This window comes from Rummeliibacillus sp. TYF005, assembly GCF_003844195.1.
Classification (GTDB): domain Bacteria; phylum Bacillota; class Bacilli; order Bacillales_A; family Planococcaceae; genus Rummeliibacillus.
This window is the reverse complement of record NZ_ML122560.1, coordinates 1-17,898: the sequence shown is the minus strand read 5'-3', so window position 1 is coordinate 17,898 and position 17,898 is coordinate 1. Positions and strand designations below refer to the sequence as shown.

Sequence of the window (17,898 nt, the reverse complement as noted above, 5' to 3'; positions counted from 1 at the left end):
ATAATCCTCCTAAGCCTTAGTCTTAATTAGTAAATAAAGAAAATACGGAATACCGATGATAGATACAACTATCCCAACTGATAATTCTAAAGGTGCAAATACCGTTTTGCCGATAAAATCTGCGAAAATTAAAAGAAAAGCTCCCATTAATGCACTAATAATGACAACAGAGCGGTGATGATTTCCAACAAGCTGTTTTGCGATATGAGGAGCCATTAGGCCGATAAACCCAATGCTTCCCGAAACAGATACACAAGCACTTACTAAACCAACACTTGCAATCATTAACTTTCTTTTTTCGCTCTCTGTTTTAATCCCTAAACTGATCATATTCTCTTCCCCTAGTTGGAAGTAATCTAAGAGATGCGCTTTATAAAAAATATAGATAGCCAAAATGACTGCCAATGGTAAAATTATCCAAATAAACATCCAATCAGCATTATAAATGGAACCATTCATCCAAACTGCTGCCGCTTCAAAATCAGATGCATTCATCTTTAAAGAAAAGAATAATGACAATGCACTAAAACCACTGTTAATCGCGATTCCTGTTAAAATGAGCCTTTGCATATCAAGTCGTTTTTGTTTATAAGCGAATGAGAATATAATAGCAGCTGCTAATCCTCCTCCAACAAAACCGAAAATAGGCATCATCATAACAGCTAGCCAGTTCTGAATATCTGCCTGAACTACTTGAATTTGAAAGAAAAACATAAACAATACAATAGCTGTCCCTGCTCCTGCATTTATGCCTAGAATCCCTGGATCTGCCAATGGGTTTCTCGTAATCCCTTGTAATACAACACCAGCAAGAGCTAATCCTACTCCTACGATGGCCGCAATAATAATGCGTGGTAACCTAAATTCAAAAATAACTAGTTTAAACCGTTCATCATCTTCAAATCCTAAAATTGTTTTTAAAACATCTTTTACACTAATATCAAAGACGCCATTTGTAATATGTATATAGCTTGCAAGAGCAATGCAACCTAGCAACAATACTGCTATTAGAGATGTTGTAAGTTTTTTATGCCGCATGTTTCCCACCTCCATGCGTACGAATTAAATATAAGAAAAATGGTACACCAATCAATGATGTAACTACTCCAATTGGCGTTTCAAACGGAAAGTTTATATAGCGACTAATTAAGTCACATAAAGATAAATACATCGCACCTAAAAGTGCTGAGAAAGGAATAATTCTACGATAATCTACTCCTACTAAAAAGCGAGTAATATGCGGAATTACTAATCCAACAAATCCAATTTTACCAACAAGAGCTACTGCTGTTCCCGTTAAACAAACCACAGCTATCATGCAAATGATTTTGATCCATTTCGTATTTTGCCCTAAACCTGTAGCTATATCTTCTCCTAATGATGTTATCGTAATAGATTTAGAACTAGCTATTGCAAGTATTAAGCCAAGAACGCCAAATGGAATGGAAATGATCAATAATTTAGGATCGACCATATGAATTTTAGTATTATACCAAGAACTAATAGATTGAGATGCTTGAAAATACATTGCAATCGCTGTCGCTATACTACTTAGAAAAGTACCTATAACTGTCCCTATAATCGCTAGTCTAACTGGTGACAATCCATTCCGAATAAGCGACCCAAATCCAAAAACAAGCCCTGCGCCTAAAGCAGAACCTAGCATTGAAAGTAAGATTAATTGGTAATTCGCAAGTCCAGGTAAAAAAATCATTGCTAATGTAATAACAAAAGCTGAGCCATCATTCACGCCCATTAATGATGGAGACGCAAGATAATTCCTTGTAATCCCTTGCATAATTGCACCAGCGACTGCTAAAAATGCTCCAACAATCGCTACTGCTACAGCTCTTGGAAGTCTACTCGTCCAAATTATTTGGTGATTTACATTTGTTGCATCATAGTTTATGATTGCCTGCCAAACCGTTGACAAAGGAATATCCTTTGTACCTAGTATGATAGAAACAATCATAACAGCTATGATTAAAACTGGTGATACAAAAGAAATAACAATTGCATTCCAGCGCTGTTTATTCATTGTGACACCTCATTTATATAAAAAGAATACACTTTCAAAAATATAGTGTTTTAATAATGAGAAAAAGAGCAGATGGACGAGAAAAATAGATTCTCTCCAACTGCTTTGTTGATAAAATGGACAAATCAAACTAAGCTTTTAAGATACGTTTGGGTCAATTGACTGAAAAGCATTAGGCTATTCGCTTTTTCAAACTTACTATTTTAGAAGGTCTTTAGAGATTGCATCTAAAAATCTTGTTTTAGACCAAGCTGTTCCTCCTTGTGCTGAAGGAGAAATACTATTGACAAATACTTTGTCATTTTTAGCAGCATTTACACTTTTGAAGATATCATTTTTTAATACTTCATCTAATGCTTTTGGTGTTTTAGTATTTTCCGATTCGTCAAATTGAAGGAAGATCACATCAGGATTGATTTTTGATAATGTTTCGTATGATAATTCCATTTGTGTTTTTGCATCTGCTATTTCTTTTGGTACCTCAAGTCCTAAATCATCATATAAAACAGGATTTAAATAAAGAGAAGGGCCATAAGCCATCATGGTACCACGAACACGGATAATCATTACTTTTTTATCTTTTAGTTCTTTAACCGCTTTATCTTTTAATTCAGCTACTTTTGTTTCATAATCACTAATTACTTTATCCGCTTGGTTTTCTTTACCTGTCAATTGACCTAATAATTGCAAGTTTTCACGCCATTTTTCTGCAACAAAAGTGTATGGGAAGGTTGTTGCCACTTTATCATATTTAGCTAATTTTTTTGCATCCATTTTATCAGAAGCTAAAATGACATCTGGTTCAAGCTTTAGCATAGCTTCTGCATTTGGTTCAAATTTATTTCCCACAACAGTCGCTCCATCAAAGTCATCTTTAAGATATTCTGGCATATCGTTTCCGGCTATTGAAACAACACCTGTTGGCTTGACACCAAGAACTGCAGCATCTTCCATAGATTCTAAACTTGCTGCGATAATATTATCTGTTTTAGCTGGCACTGTATATTCCTTACCAAGGTATGTAATTTGTTTTGTAGTAGATTCCTTGTCAGCACTTGCACTACTTTCCGATACTTTTGTATCATTTGATTTTTTTGTATCACTGTTTGAATTGCATCCTGTTGCAATTGCTAAAGAAAGTAAAGCAACCGCTCCTAATTTCCAATATTTCCCCATATTGATCCTCCTAGTAAATTATAAATTTTCATTTATTGATAATGATTATCATTGCCGATTATTAATTTACCAAAAAGATTAGAAAATGAGAATGGACAAAATGTTTTTTCGCATGGACTTTTGCCGATTTATGTAATCTCTCTGCGATATGCTGTCGGAGATACACCTACATATTTTTTAAATATTCTACTAAAGTAAAATGGATCATCATAGCTTAATTGAAAGGCAATTACTGCTATGGAAAGATCACTCTGACGAAGCATCTCTTTTGCCTCTTTCATCCTTAATTCGATGATATAATTTGATGGATTTAACCCAGTATGTCGTTCAAATAATTCTGTAAAACGACGTCTATTTATTTTAAAACGCTTTGAAATTTCTGCTACTGAAATTTTCTCTGTATAATGTTGATGCATAAAATCCACCGCTTGTTCAATTACTGTGTCCCTATCGGATTTACTGTTTCGTTTTGCACCCTGCACTAGTTCTTCAATAATTTGATGGAACAATGTTCTCGCCGTAATTTTAGAGATGGGACCTGGAACAGAATACGCCTTTATTAACTCTTTAATATATCGAGTAATTCTTGTTTGATTGTCCACTTTTAAAGAAAAATGTTGATGATAAAGCTGATATACTTCCTTCTCTTTAGCTGGGATTTCATAATGTAATACCACATACCTCCAAATTTTCTTGCTTGAATTATCTACTTTTATACTCATTTGGGGCCCTGCATGGACGATTGTACCTATCCCCATTGCAAAGGTTTGATTATTCAATGTAAAATTTGCACTTCCTTGCAAAGGGATAATAAGACCACACATTCCAGGTGCTGTCCTACGTCCTACATCACTCTTACCTGGATTTAAATTGGCAACAAATATATTGGAAAAAGATACAGATGCATTTGCATAATAATTTATAATCTCATTTAATGAAATGTCCATTTTTCTATTCTCACCCACAATTGAAAACGATTATCAATTAACATGGTAATATGTAGAAAGTGAATTGTAAAGATTTTTTAAAGGAAAACTGCTATTAATGCTACTATAAAAAAATGCACCACCGTTTGATTTTTTATCAATCGGGGTGCATTTCATGTTCATGAATTTTCTCTACTTATATTATTTTTAAATGTTTTTTAATGTTCATGATGATGACTATGTCTTTCTTCTAATTTACAAAGGATTGTATTATCATGTTTGTGTCGGTCATTTTCTAATTGAACTGTCATATGCCCTATCCCTAAGTGCAATAATTTATGTTCGAGTTCTTGTAAAATAATTTGGCTATCTTTTACTGTAAGCTTTCCATCTACAACTACATGGCAAGAAAGTGCATTTTGACCACTTGTAATACTCCATATGTGTAAATCATGAATAGCAAGTATGCCCTCCGTTGTTTGGAAAGTACTAATAATATCATCTGTCTCAACATTCGAAGGCGTCCCTTCCATCAACACATGTATAGAAGCTTTCGTAACACGCCATCCACTTGTTAAAACAAGTATTGCTACAATTATACTGGCAACCGGGTCTGCCCATTCCCAACCGAATAACATGATAAGAATAGCCGCGATAATTGCACCGACAGAGCCTAACATATCACTAATGACATGTAAAAAAGCGGCACGCATGTTCAAATTATCATGTGTATCACCACCACGCATTAAGATCCACGCAACAAGGATGTTTACCAATAAACCGATTATTGCAATGATAAGCATACCACTTGAAGCAATTTCCTGTGGTTTCGTAAAGCGTTGTATTGCTTCTACACATATAAAAATAGCTATTAAAATTAATGTCACACCATTGAAAACAGCTGCTAAAATTTCAAAGCGTTTATATCCATACGTATTTCTATTATTAGCCACCTTCTCACTTATCGTAAAGGCTAATACACCCACCCCAAGTGCAATGGCATCACTTAACATATGCCCCGCATCAGATAACAGTGCTAGGCTGTTTGTGTAAAGACCACCTACAACTTCAACTATCATATAAGATGTAATAATTATGAAAGCTATCATTAAGGTCTTTTTGTTTGCACCATGTGTATGATCATGACTGTGACCGTGCTCATGTGAATGTCCCATTATTCATTTCACCTCTAATTATGTTTCGCATGCTCAATCGTTTGTTGTAGAATGGCCATGACATGCGCATCATCTTGTGAATAAAAAACTGTCGTCCCTTCGCGACGGAATTTCACTAATCTTAAATTTTTCAAAAAACTTAATTGATGAGAAACAGTAGACTGTTTTAAATTTAACTTCTCACCAAGTTCACTAACAGAACATTCTTTTTTACTCAATAAGTTTAAAATACGAATTCGAGTTGGATCACTGATTGCTTTAAATGTTTGAGATACTAAAAATAAAATTTCTTCATCTAAATCTTCATTATTGAATGAAATTTGTTCCTCAATCACGTGAACGCCCCCTTTTTTAATGTTCTTAGATTCTTTATATGATTAGTTGTTCATATATACATATTATATGTACGATGAATTGAAAAAGTCAAAACAATTGAATAAAAAACAAAAAGCCACGATATAGCTTTTTATAGCTAGTATCGAAGCTTTTTATGATTGATGATCTTCCTCGTCCTTAGTAAAGTGTGCATCGAACAGTAATGGGGTGCGTTCTAATTGGTCTATAAATGAGCGACTTTTAAAGCGCATACCCGTTTGTTCTTCATATATAGTCGTAACAATTTTACGGATAAATTTCTTTGTTTCTTTTTTTAAAGTTAGCTTACCAATTTGGTCTATTGGTACACTATAGAACATCCTTATAAGCTTTAGCTGTGTTGGTGTTAAACGGATAAGATATGGATCTCGTTGGAAGCAACGGTGGCATAGGAAACCTCCCTGTGTAAACGAAAACGCAAATTCTCCTTCAACTGAACCACAACTTGCACATGCATGTAGAATAGGCTGTACGCCTGTGTAAGGTAACATTTTCCACTCTACGAACATGGCAATTGCTTCTGGATCATATCCTTCTTCTATTGCATGTAGTGCTTGTGTTAATACATCAAATGCATAGGGTTCTGGTTTTTCAGATTCTACTAAACGATCAATAATTTCAACAACATAGCTAGCGTATGCTGTTGCTACAATATCTTCTTGAATATGCCGCATAGATTCTAAAGGTTCCCCTTGTTGCAATGTCCCCATGCCACGGCCTTGTTGAATCATAAAAGTACCATGTACAAAGGGTTGGCTAATCGCAGCTAAACGGCTAGACGGTTTTTTTGCTCCTCTAGCCATTGCTGCAACTTTGCCAACCTCTCTTGTCATTAGTGTGACGACTTTATTTGTTTCGCCATACGGTCGTGTTTTTAAGACAATGCCTTCCCATTTATTCAGCAATTGTCTTCACTTCCTATTTCCTAGTATTCATCATCACGGTATCCATAATCACGAAGTTGTGATGCACGGTCACGCCAGTCTTTTTGTACTTTGACCCAAAGTTCTAAATAGACTTTACTTCCAAGTAATGTTTCAATGTCTTTACGAGCACGTGTACCAATTTCTTTTAACAAGGCACCACGTTTACCAATGACGATTCCTTTTTGTGAATCACGTTCAACAATAATAGAAGCATTGATGCGTACTAAGTCCTTATTTTCATCTTTTGCAATTTTTTCAATTTCAACAGCTATAGAATGTGGTACTTCATCGCGTGTTAAATGCAATACCTTCTCACGTATTAACTCTGCAATTATAAATCGTTCAGGATGGTCTGTTACTTGATCTGCTGGGTAATATTGTGGGCCTTCTGGTAAGTACTTTTTCAATGTATCAAGTAGTTGTTGTACATTGTTCCCTTGTAGTGCTGAAATAGGTACAATTTCTGCAAATTCGAATTCTGCTTTATACGAATCGATAATATTCAAAAGCTCATCAGGATGCACTGCATCTATTTTATTGACTACTAAAAAGACAGGTGTTTTCGTGCCTTTTAGCATTTCCATTACATATTTGTCACCTGCGCCAAGTTTTTGAGTCGCATTTACCATGAACATAATAGCTTCAACTTCACGCAAAGCATTTTTAGATACTTTTAACATGAATTCGCCTAGTTTATGTTTTGGTTTATGAATTCCTGGTGTATCAATGAAAATCATTTGAGCATCATCTGTTGTATAAACACCTTGAACTTTGTTTCGAGTAGTTTGTGGTTTGTCACTCATGATTGCGATTTTTTGTCCGATGACATTATTTAAAAATGTAGATTTTCCTACGTTTGGACGTCCAACAATTGTGACAAATCCTGATTTAAAAACTTTATTTTCCTGCATTCAATAAATCCTCCGGTGAAAATGCGCCTGGTAACAACTCTTTTACAGTTGTTTCTTGCACATCGCCTTTCATATTTGTTAAGTAAACTGGCATATTCGGTGCACAAAACTCTGAAATAACTTGTCGACATGCTCCGCATGGTGAACAAGGACCTTCTGTATCTGCAACAATTGCAATTGCAGCAAAATCTCTTTCACCCTCAGAAACAGCTTTGAACATTGCAGTACGTTCAGCACAGTTAGTCATAGAATAACCAGAGTTTTCAATATTACAGCCTTTAAATACTTTGCCGTCAGTTGTTAACAGCGCTGCTCCTACTTTAAATTTTGAATATGGAACATAAGCTTTTTCGCGGCCTTCTTTTGCAAGTTCTATTAACTGTTCTTTTTCCATTTCATACACCTCAATCCCATAAATTTATCCATTTCGGTATAAAGATAAGTATACCGATTATAACACTTGCACAAGCAAAAACAAGCACAGCCCCTGCTGCTATATCTTTTGCAGCCTTTGCTAATGGGTGTATTCCAGGAGAAGCAAGGTCAACAACCCTCTCAATAGCTGTATTCATCATTTCAAGTGACAGCATAATAGCCATCACAACGATTAATATAATCCATTCTAGCTGAGATAGGCCTGTAAATACACCTGCTACTACAACAATAAACACCATCATTAAGTCAAAACGAAAATTTTGTTCGACCATTACTTGTTTAATGCCTTCAATCGCATATTTAAAGGAATGTAAAAACTTACGCACGATCATTATTTTCACGAGATAATCCATAGGATTCTAATATCTCATCTTGTTTTCCAAACATCACTTTTTCATCTTCAGGAACCATATGATCATAGCCAAGAACATGTAGAAAACCATGTACAGCTAGAAAACCAAGTTCACGTTCAAATGAATGGCCGTATTCTTCTGCTTGTTCTCTTGTACGATCAATTGAAATAATGACATCGCCTAAAATACGTGGCATTCCTTCTGCAATAATAGGTGTTTCACCTTCGCCCACTTCTTCAAGAGCAAAAGAAATAACATCTGTTGGCGCATCTTTGTGGCGGTACTCTCGGTTAATCTTATGGATTTCTTCGTTAGTGACGAAAGTAATGGAGATTTCTGTACCATCTTCAATATTTTCAATCTTCGCTGCATGTTGCAAAAGATTTTCCACTAATGCAATATCAGATTCCTTTACTTTTCCTGTTTCATCTAAAAAATCAATATTCAAACTCATTTTATGCCTCCTAGGCTTATTTTGGCTTCGGATATTCGATACGTGAATGGAAGGTTCCATTTAAAGTTTCACAAAAAACGCGTTCAGCCGTTTTCAGTTCACGGATAGAAAGATCACATTCATCAAACTGTCCGTCTAGCAATTTATCTTGTACGATATTGTGAACAAGCTGTCTGATACCTTCCGATGTTGGATTCTTCATCGAGCGTACAGCAGCTTCTACACTATCTGCTACACTTATTATAGCAATTTCTTTCGTTTGTGGCTTAGGTCCAGCATAACGAAATGCTGATTCCTCCACATCTGGGTTATTTTCTTTCTCTTTAAAGTAAAAGAATTTCACCAAGCTTGTACCATGATGTTGTCTTGCAATATCTACAATTTCCTTTGGCATTTTATGCTGCTCTAATATTTTAACACCATCTTCCACATGTGCAATAATTATATCTTTACTTGTATTCGGTGGGAGCTGATCATGTGGGTTAATACCTGACATTTGATTTTCCACAAAAAAGCCTGGCCTTTTTGTCTTTCCAATATCATGATAATAACAACCTACTCGAGCTAGTAAGCCATCAGCTCCAATTGCTTCACAAGCAGCGTCTGCTAAATTTGCTACCATCACACTATGATGATAAGTACCAGGTGTTTCTACTAAAATCTTCTTTAATAATGGATGATTTGGATTAGATAGTTCAATCAAGCGATACGTAGATAACAATCCAAATGCTGATTCAATGAAAGGAAGTAATCCAAGCATCAATGCTCCCGATAAAATAGCTGAAACAATTGCTGCTAATAAATAGTAAGCTAATTCTCTTACCTCGTAATTGGACTGAGATAAAAGCAAATAAAATGCGATAAAGGCAATATTTACTGCAGCTACATATAAGCTTGTTGTCATCACACTAGATCTCTTCTTGGCATTTCGCATAAAATAAATACTAGCAAATCCGCTGAAGATAATATATAGAGATACTTCCATTTGCATAACAGAAGAATAACCTTCTTGGAAGACAATTCCTCCAACAGCTGCTGTCATAATAGTGGTCAGCAATGCAATACGTTCGTTCACCAAAACTCGAATAAGCATAGGTACGACTGCCGCCGGGAATAGAAAACCAATTGTCACATCAAAGTCACTCGAAACTAAATTTAATAATTCCATCACAATGATAGAAGTTAAATATACAATCATTGTAATAATTAAATTACGTGTTTTTAACTTTTTATCAGCTTTCCAATTATAAAATGCTACATAAAAGAAAGCCATTTGTAAGAAGATAAAAAGCCCTAATCCAACAATCGGTTTCTTAGATTGCTGATTTGACAGCATCCCTGTTATTTCCAATTGGTGATATACTTCTCTATCAATCAGTTGTCCTTCTTGTACAATAATTTGACCTTGTAGAATTCTTGTTGGGTCGACATTTGCCTTTTCTTGCTCAATTCTTTCTTTCGTTAACTTATTATCCTTTTTTTCAGTCTCTACAATAGATGTTCTGGCTAATGTTATAGCAATAGATTGAATACTTTCAGGTATTGTATAACTTCCTCGAACTATTTTTTCTACACTTGCTTTTTCATCTGATACTTGTTCTTGACGAATAGGCTCCGATAAAGATTTAGTGATAATAGAAGTCAGAGTATCTCTTGTTTTAATAAGATCTTCTTCATTTTGCGCGAGTAATGTTGATATTTCTTGACCAGTTAATCGAACAGTTTGTCCATTTGTACTAATCTCATCTAGTTTATTTCTTAAATTTTTTATCTGTTCTTCCTTTTCTATGTCTTTTTTAGATTTGCTCTTTTCTTTATTAATCGTCTTTTGAACTTCAATTATGTAATCAAATGTAGAACTAATAATTGCTGCTTGGTTTTTAGCAATATCAGGCGAAAAAGTATAAACAGGCTTAACTTCGCTAGCAATTTTTTCTCTGTCACTTTCCGTTTTTTCCGTATCTTCTATTGTTTTGGTGGAGCGAATTGTTTCAGGTGACAATTGGAATAATTTAATGTCATATTGCTCCCCTTCAATATCCTTGACCATTAAGAAAAATTGTATGATTCCCGTTAGAAATAATAAACTTGCTAGTAATAAGGGGAAACGTACATATTGGTTGAGTGTTTTTATGATATTAATCATCTCGTCACCTCCTCTTCTTATCATACCAATAGAAAAGAGATTTTCCATCATTATTTTATAGAATATTAGTAAAATTATTTTATTTATCCTTTAAATGGAAAGTTCTATGTACGGTTCAATCACTATTATAGGTGGCTTTTTATTTTTTAAGAAATGCAAAAAATCAGAGATACAATTGCACCTCTGATTTCATGCTATTTTTGTTGTTCGTATGCTTGAATTATTTTTGCAACAAGCGGATGTCGGACAACATCACCTTGTTCTAAAATTCTGAATTCAATATTTTTAACGTGGCGCAACGTTTTTTCTGCACTAATTAGACCTGATTTTGCTCCATGTGGTAAGTCAATTTGTGTTTCATCACCAGTAATCACCATTTTAGATCCAAATCCTAATCGTGTTAAGAACATTTTCATCTGTGCTTCCGTTGTATTTTGTGCTTCATCGAGAATGACAAAAGCATCATCCAATGTTCTTCCACGCATGTACGCGAGTGGTGCGATTTCAATTGTTCCACGTTCAATCATACGTCCTGTTTGTTCTGCGCCTAATACATCATGTAACGCATCATATAACGGTCTTAAATATGGGTCAACTTTTTCTTTTAAATCTCCTGGTAAAAAGCCTAAACTTTCACCGGCTTCTACAGCTGGTCTTGTCAAGATTATTCGTTTTACTTGACTATTTTTTAAAGCTTGAACTGCCATCACAACAGCTAAGTATGTCTTCCCTGTTCCTGCTGGCCCAATACAAAATACTAGATCCTTATGGCGAATTGCTTGAATATACTGTCTTTGACCTATTGTTTTTGCTCGTATAGCTTTTCCTTTTGTATTCCGCGCAATAACTTCATCATAGAGCTCCGCAAAATATTCAATCGTTCCTGTTTTAGACATCTCAAGTGCAGAGACAACATCGCGCTGATTAATGTTAATACCTTTACGAATAACTTTTAATAATTGCTGTACTAATTGACTTGCGTGTTGTTTATTTTCTTCTTCTCCAACAATGACAATTGAATCACCGCGGGTAATCATCTGAATTTGGAAAGCTTCTTCGATTAATTTTAAATTGGCATCAGATATGCCCAGAAGCATGACTGCTTCGTTTGGATCTTGCATTTGTAATTGAATAGGTTGTTGTTCTGTCATGCTCAATCTCCTTGGTTAATCGCTTGTTTAATCGCAATATTTTCATTTACTAAAAACAATACTTTCCCCTTTACTGTATCATTATCAATTGTAACATTCAAAAGTTTTTCTTGTTTAACGACTGTTTTACGGGGTAATTTTTCTAAATACTTTTGATGCAATAGTGGTATCACAAAATCCTCCACTGATTTTTCATCGATTGTCACCTTCTTTTTAATCAATTCTTGTTGTATATAAACTTCCCCAATCATTGAAAACCATTTTGGAAGGTTTGCAACTTTCCATTCTTTTTCAGTCTTTTTTTCATTTGCCCAACGGAAATGATATGTTTTTTCCCCCATGGTTTGATAAGTAATCTCCTTGGGTAACGAAAACTCTGATTCTATCCAATAATCAGCATAAACTTCACCTTCTGCTCCATAAATGATATCCTTTTCACCACGTTTTAAAATTCCAGTTACTAATAATTGTCCATTTTTTACAGCATCATTTTCTTCTACTACTCGTTCACCTTTCGATAAATTAAAATGAGTAACAACACCATTTTTTTTAGCAATTAAATTTCCTTTAATAGGGTCATTAATGACTTCATTTTCAATAATAGGTGCAGCCAGAGGTTCAAATATTATTCTGCTCCCTCTGCGATGGATGTGTACCCAAGATAAATCACGATGCTTTGTCAATATATTCTGCCTAATTATAGTGTCATCAGGTTTATCCCTTTTCAGAAATGGTCCTGCAAGATGCATTTCATGTAATGTTTCAAATAATTCATCCGTCTGTTCAGGTGTAGCATTTTCAACTGAAACTTGCCATATCCACTGTGAAAAGAAAAAAGGAATTGCGAATAATATCAGTAAACCGGCATAGACAATCCATTCTTTTCTTAAAACGTGGTCATCATCTAATGATTCAATGCGGAATGTAATACCATATTGATACCGTAGTTTCCTAATTATACGTAAATTTTTTCTAGTTGTATGGAATGATACTTCATTTTCTGTAGTGATAAGATGACGTAAGACAATATTATTTTTTGTTAAGGCAGTTAAAAAAGCTGGGACTCTTTTCGTTCGTTTAATACGAATGCGAACAATACGATATTCTCGACTTTTTTTCATACTTCCTAATCCTCTATTCTGGTTAGCTCAATTTTTTTTAAGTTTTCCATGTCAAGTGCTAAAAGCTCATCTCGAAGAAGCTTTACATGAAATGAATCTGCTTCAATTTTTATACGATAATCTTCATGTATAAAAATCATATGGTTATCTGCAATTGTCTCAAGCAATAAATCTCCTCTGATTCGCATATGCTGGAAGTTTTCAATTTCGACCAGAGGCATTACTTGAAATAGCCTTTTCGACATAAAAAACCTCCTCTCTTTTTAGCATATGCTTAAAGAGAGGAGGGCATGTTATCTTTTCGATTTAGGCGGGCCTAAAATTTCAGCCATAACCATTGCTTGAGCTAACTCATTTGGGGTTTGAGGAAATTTAAAGCTGTTGTTTGTTTGATTATTATCATCTTTTGCAACTTGCTTTTTTGTAACATTTTGAAGCATTTCAGAACGGTCATAAGAAGTGTGATTCAAATGTTCAAAAACATTTTTTTCAATATTTCTCTCTTGTTTCTGAATCATTTCATTTGCCTGTTTTCTCAACTCATCAGGCTGTGGAATCTTCTTTTCTACCTCTTGTATAACGTTCTTTGAAGCTTCAGTAAGCTTTCTACGCATTGTTTGCTCTATTTTCTTTGGCTCAGAGCGTTGGACTCTACGATTAACAGGTGGAGGCGTGTTGGATTGCTCTTCTTTGTTTTTTAAGAAATAGCCTATAAGTGAAGAGATGACGAGTAAAATAATCGCTTCCAAGTTACACCCTCCTTTCTTCGTTTAAGTTATTGTTCCTTAGTGTTGTTAGCGTCATGTCCATTTTGATTCATTTTACCAATTGAATCACGCATTCCTGTATCAGCTTGAATGTTTTTGTAATTCATATAATCCATAATACCGATATTACCTGTGCGTAAAGCTTCTGCCATCGCCATAGGAACTTCTGCTTCTGCTTCAACTACTTTTGCTTTCATTTCTTGTACCTTTGCAATCATCTCTTGTTCAGAAGCAACTGCCATTGCACGACGTTCTTCGGCTTTTGCCTGTGCAATATTTTTATCTGCTTGGGATTGTTCAATTTGAAGTTCTGCCCCAATGTTCTTGCCGATATCAACATCCGCAATATCGATGGAAAGAATTTCAAATGCTGTACCTGAGTCTAATCCTTTTGATAATACAGTTTGTGAAATGGAGTCTGGATTTTCAAGTACATCCGTATGGCTTTGTGAACTACCAATCGTACTGACAATCCCTTCACCTACACGGGCAACGATTGTTTCTTCACCGGCCCCACCGACTAAACGGTCAATATTTGCACGAACAGTTATACGTGCTTTTGCTTTCACTTCAATACCATTCATCGCAACACCAGCGATAAATGGTGTTTCGATAACTTTAGGGTTAACAGACATTTGTACTGCCTCTAAAACATCACGCCCTGCTAAATCGATTGCTGCACAACGTTCAAATGTTAGAGAAATATTCGCACGGTGAGCTGCTATTAATGCATTTACTACTCGATCGACATTACCACCTGCTAAATAGTGACTTTCTAATTGGTTAATAGTAACAGGTAAGCCTGCTTTATGTGCTTTGATCAAAGGATTAACAATTCTTGATGGGATAACCCGACGTAAACGCATCCCTATTAATGTGAAAATACTAATTTTAACACCTGCAGCTAATGCTGAAATCCATAATGCTACTGGCACAAAAGTAAATAGAATTACTAGCGCTAAAAAAGCAACAACAATTCCGATAATTGTAACGATGAAACTACCACTTAATGCTGTCATTGTTCTCCTCCTATACTTTATGAGACTCTCGTACGACTATACGAACGCCTTCTACTTTAATAATAGTGACTTTTTTATGAGCTTCAATATAGCCACCTTCTGATACGACATCAATGCGCTCATCTCCTAACATCGCTGTGCCAGAGGGACGAAGAGGTGTTGTCGTAATCGCTTCCAATCCTAACAAATCTGTACGACTCTTATTGGATATATATCCTTTTTCAGTATCCGTTGAATCCTTTAAAACCATTTTGTTTAGCATATTCAGTTTTTTACCAAAAAACTTCATCATAATCACCATTCCTAAAACTGCCATAATTAAAGCAGTCAATATTGCATATGCCATATGCGTCGTATCTGCTCCTGAACTCAACAAACTAATAATAATTGCAACAAACCCTATGATTCCTACAATACCACCAGGCAAGATCAGCTCCAGTAATAATAAAATAATACCAAATACCAGTATAAATATACTTTGCCAAGTTGCAAATCCTGTAATCATATGAATTACGTAAAAAATTAATAGCGCCAAGATGCTTATAATACCGCCAAATCCAAAATGTGGTTGAAATAACTGAAAGACAATACCGATACTAGCTATACAAAGTAAAATGGCTACAACAAAAGGATGCGTCATCCACAGTAACATGCCATCTGTCGTATGAGTTGTTAAGTTGTCACTGGCATAACTTGGACTAGAAACATAAAACACTAAGAACATTGCAATAATCAATATTTTTGTTTTCTGCATTCTCCTTTACATTTACCCCTCCTCCGTCTAAAAACCTATCATTATAGTATACGGATAAATCCACAATAAGTTTCATTTATGCCTTTTTAGAATTTCTAATAGCATGAATGGACAACCGTACAAGAATTATTAAACTTAAGAATAACCCCAAGAACGAAGCCGTATTTAGATAAATGGCAGAAGCCGAATTGATGAATTGTGAAATGGCCAATAAAGATACGGAAATAATGCCAATTGTTATACCGACGATTAACAACATAAAATAGGATAGCCATTGGTTGACAAATGTGCTACTGGCTTTCTCCGAAAAAACATCTAACTTAACGGTTACTTTGCCTTTTTCTATGGTCTCTGCCATATTTTCAAATCGTCTTGGTAAATCTCTTAAAGAAGGTAATAACATGATCAATTCTTGTTCTAACAGAGCTTTTGTTTCTCTAATATTTGAAACAGGTAGGAATTTGCTTTTGTTGTCTGAAGTAAATAGTTTTGCTTCGGAAAACAAATCGAAATCTGTATCTAAAAAATTCAACGTCCCCTCCAAAGTAATTAGCGCTCGTAATGCTACACCTACCATTGGATATAGACGTAACTCATGCTTCTGCATAATGGTAAAAAGAGATTGAACAAGTTCTTCTGCAGAAATTCGATCTAAATAAGAAAGTTTAATAAGCAATTGGCTAATTGCTTGTAAAAGATTTTCCTCATGATTGATTTTATCATCTTGAACTAATTTATTTACTCCTTCAAGTACTACTTTAGGATCATTCCGCTCAATACCGATAAACATCGTGCGTAAGCCTTGTTGTTGTATCGGTCCAATTCTTCCTACAGCACCAAAATCTAAGAAACAAGCTTGACCAGTTTCCTCAAGTACATAAATATTCCCAGGGTGTGGATCTGCATGGAAAACGCCCGCTACGAGCAACTGATGTAAGAATGTAAAGTAAATGGAGCGCAATAATTCTTTCTCTTCAATTTTATGTTGTTTAAGTAGTAATGCGCTATCTTTTATACTTACCCCTTGTATGAACTCTATAACTAAAATCATTCGATTACTATACTCTTTATAAATTTTAGGAATTTTTACAATCTTTTTGTTTTTGCCTAATGAATTTGTTATTTGTTCCATATTTCTAGCTTCAATTTCAAAATTAATCTCTTCACGAAGATTATCAGCAAAACCTTTTGCTAGTTGAAATATGCCAAGATTTTCAGCCCAAGAAGATTCTTCTGAAAGCCAATTCGCAAAATGCAGAAGAATATCTAAATCTTGATTCATAACTGATACTACTTCTGGGCGTAATATTTTTACTATCACTTCATCACCATTAGCTTTTAACTGCGCTCTATGTACTTGACCAATTGAACCTGCTGCTAGTGGTTCGTCATCAAAATATTTAAAAATATCCTCTAAAGGTTGTGATAGATTTTCTGATAATTGTTCATGTATTTGCTCTGTTGTCATTGGTTTAACAAATTGCTGTAATTTTGATAATTCTAAAATATATGCAGAAGGAAGGATATCTTTTCGAGTTGATAATACTTGACCAAACTTGATAAAGATTCCACCGCAATCTTCTAATGTTTTTCGTAAGATACTCGCAAGAAAACGGTCATTTTCATATGTCCTTTTATAGCTTAAAGTCCGTCCAATACCTTGTCGAAAGGCAATTCTGAAAACTTGAGAAAGGCGTCTTTGTCTTCTCCAACTACCGCGTAATCTAGTTATTATATTTTGGTTTCCTGTTAATCGTTCTCCTCGCTCTCCTAATTTAATCGGATCAAATAATTCTAGGATTAAGTAAAACAACATGGCGATTAACAACATACTTCCAATCCAAACAAGTGTACTGATATTTGTGACTTCTTGAATCATATCTTCTTTCGGAAAATCTGTATGACGCAAATACGAGTACCAATAAACAAATGTCGTAAATACAACGCTTAGCGTAGCTGATAATACCTTTTTGATAAAATTAAGCTTTGTCCCAATAAGACGCCCACTAACGAAATAGATCAGCAATCCTATTCCTATCAGTTGTAAAGCTGTCCATAAATAATGCATGGAATCACCTTCGCATAATAATTTCGTTACTTCTATTAAACCACAATACATTTGGTAAGGCTTGTAAAAACATTGGTTCTTTGTCAAATGTGGTGGTGTTTAA

Annotated in this window: 19 protein-coding genes; all 19 read right to left on the bottom strand. The window is 34.9% G+C overall.

Annotation, left to right across the window (positions count from 1 at the left end; all coding sequences use genetic code 11):
* Positions 1 to 9: 9 nt before the first annotated feature.
* The 19 genes from CW357_RS10585 to CW357_RS10495 all read right to left on the bottom strand — a co-directional run bounded on the left by CW357_RS10585 (position 10) and on the right by CW357_RS10495 (position 17,795).
* Entirely contained in the window at positions 10 to 1,038 is a 1,029-nt protein-coding gene (locus CW357_RS10585) for a FecCD family ABC transporter permease (protein WP_124217995.1), read from the bottom strand.
* The gene (locus tag CW357_RS10580) at positions 1,028 to 2,038 is read right to left on the bottom strand and encodes a FecCD family ABC transporter permease (RefSeq protein WP_124217994.1); all 1,011 of its coding nucleotides are present in this window, start codon (positions 2,036 to 2,038) and stop codon (positions 1,028 to 1,030) included. Before CW357_RS10580 ends, CW357_RS10585 begins: the two co-directional genes overlap by 11 nt.
* Positions 2,039 to 2,236: 198 nt before the next feature.
* The gene (locus CW357_RS10575; RefSeq protein WP_119414834.1) at positions 2,237 to 3,214 is read right to left on the bottom strand and encodes an ABC transporter substrate-binding protein; all 978 of its coding nucleotides are present in this window, start codon (positions 3,212 to 3,214) and stop codon (positions 2,237 to 2,239) included.
* A gap of 128 nt (positions 3,215 to 3,342) precedes the next feature.
* Positions 3,343 to 4,161 carry a helix-turn-helix domain-containing protein gene (locus tag CW357_RS10570; protein WP_124217993.1) on the bottom strand — a complete coding sequence of 273 codons (819 nt, stop codon included), beginning with the start codon at positions 4,159 to 4,161 and terminating at the stop codon, positions 3,343 to 3,345.
* Between the two features lie 197 nt (positions 4,162 to 4,358).
* On the bottom strand, positions 4,359 to 5,315 hold the full coding sequence (locus tag CW357_RS10565) for a cation diffusion facilitator family transporter (protein WP_119414832.1): 957 nt from the start codon (positions 5,313 to 5,315) through the stop codon (positions 4,359 to 4,361).
* A 14-nt stretch (positions 5,316 to 5,329) separates the two neighbouring features.
* A complete protein-coding gene (locus CW357_RS10560; protein WP_369973749.1) occupies positions 5,330 to 5,647 on the bottom strand; it encodes an ArsR/SmtB family transcription factor in 318 nt (105 codons plus the stop codon).
* Between the two features lie 156 nt (positions 5,648 to 5,803).
* Entirely contained in the window at positions 5,804 to 6,595 is a 792-nt protein-coding gene (gene recO, locus CW357_RS10555) for a DNA repair protein RecO (protein WP_119414830.1), read from the bottom strand.
* A 20-nt stretch (positions 6,596 to 6,615) separates the two neighbouring features.
* A complete protein-coding gene (gene era / locus CW357_RS10550) occupies positions 6,616 to 7,527 on the bottom strand; it encodes a GTPase Era (protein WP_119414829.1) in 912 nt (303 codons plus the stop codon).
* On the bottom strand, positions 7,514 to 7,921 hold the full coding sequence (locus tag CW357_RS10545) for a cytidine deaminase (RefSeq protein WP_119414828.1): 408 nt from the start codon (positions 7,919 to 7,921) through the stop codon (positions 7,514 to 7,516). The genes era and CW357_RS10545 overlap by 14 nt, the downstream gene beginning before the upstream one ends.
* Positions 7,922 to 7,931: 10 nt before the next feature.
* Entirely contained in the window at positions 7,932 to 8,294 is a 363-nt protein-coding gene (locus tag CW357_RS10540) for a diacylglycerol kinase family protein (protein WP_119414860.1), read from the bottom strand.
* Entirely contained in the window at positions 8,281 to 8,769 is a 489-nt protein-coding gene (gene ybeY / locus CW357_RS10535; RefSeq protein ID WP_119414827.1) for an rRNA maturation RNase YbeY, read from the bottom strand. The genes CW357_RS10540 and ybeY overlap by 14 nt, the downstream gene beginning before the upstream one ends.
* A gap of 16 nt (positions 8,770 to 8,785) precedes the next feature.
* Positions 8,786 to 10,915, bottom strand: a complete 2,130-nt coding sequence (locus tag CW357_RS10530) for an HD family phosphohydrolase (protein WP_119414826.1) — start codon at positions 10,913 to 10,915, stop codon at positions 8,786 to 8,788.
* Positions 10,916 to 11,109: 194 nt separating this feature from the next.
* Positions 11,110 to 12,066, bottom strand: a complete 957-nt coding sequence (locus CW357_RS10525) for a PhoH family protein (RefSeq protein ID WP_119414825.1) — start codon at positions 12,064 to 12,066, stop codon at positions 11,110 to 11,112.
* A 2-nt stretch (positions 12,067 to 12,068) separates the two neighbouring features.
* A complete protein-coding gene (locus tag CW357_RS10520; RefSeq protein WP_119414824.1) occupies positions 12,069 to 13,187 on the bottom strand; it encodes a sporulation protein YqfD in 1,119 nt (372 codons plus the stop codon).
* A gap of 5 nt (positions 13,188 to 13,192) precedes the next feature.
* Positions 13,193 to 13,432 (bottom strand): hypothetical protein, encoded by a 240-nt coding sequence (locus CW357_RS10515; protein WP_119414823.1) that lies wholly within the window; start codon positions 13,430 to 13,432, stop codon positions 13,193 to 13,195.
* Positions 13,433 to 13,480: 48 nt separating this feature from the next.
* Positions 13,481 to 13,936, bottom strand: a complete 456-nt coding sequence (locus tag CW357_RS10510) for a hypothetical protein (protein ID WP_119414822.1) — start codon at positions 13,934 to 13,936, stop codon at positions 13,481 to 13,483.
* Between the two features lie 26 nt (positions 13,937 to 13,962).
* Complete coding sequence (gene floA, locus CW357_RS10505; protein ID WP_119414821.1) at positions 13,963 to 14,973, bottom strand: flotillin-like protein FloA; 1,011 nt, start codon at positions 14,971 to 14,973, stop codon at positions 13,963 to 13,965.
* A gap of 10 nt (positions 14,974 to 14,983) precedes the next feature.
* Positions 14,984 to 15,727, bottom strand: coding sequence for an NfeD family protein (locus tag CW357_RS10500; RefSeq protein WP_119414820.1), 744 nt, complete (start codon positions 15,725 to 15,727; stop codon positions 14,984 to 14,986).
* 76 nt (positions 15,728 to 15,803) lie between these two features.
* A complete protein-coding gene (locus tag CW357_RS10495) occupies positions 15,804 to 17,795 on the bottom strand; it encodes an ABC1 kinase family protein (RefSeq protein WP_124217992.1) in 1,992 nt (663 codons plus the stop codon).
* Positions 17,796 to 17,898: the final 103 nt, after the last annotated feature.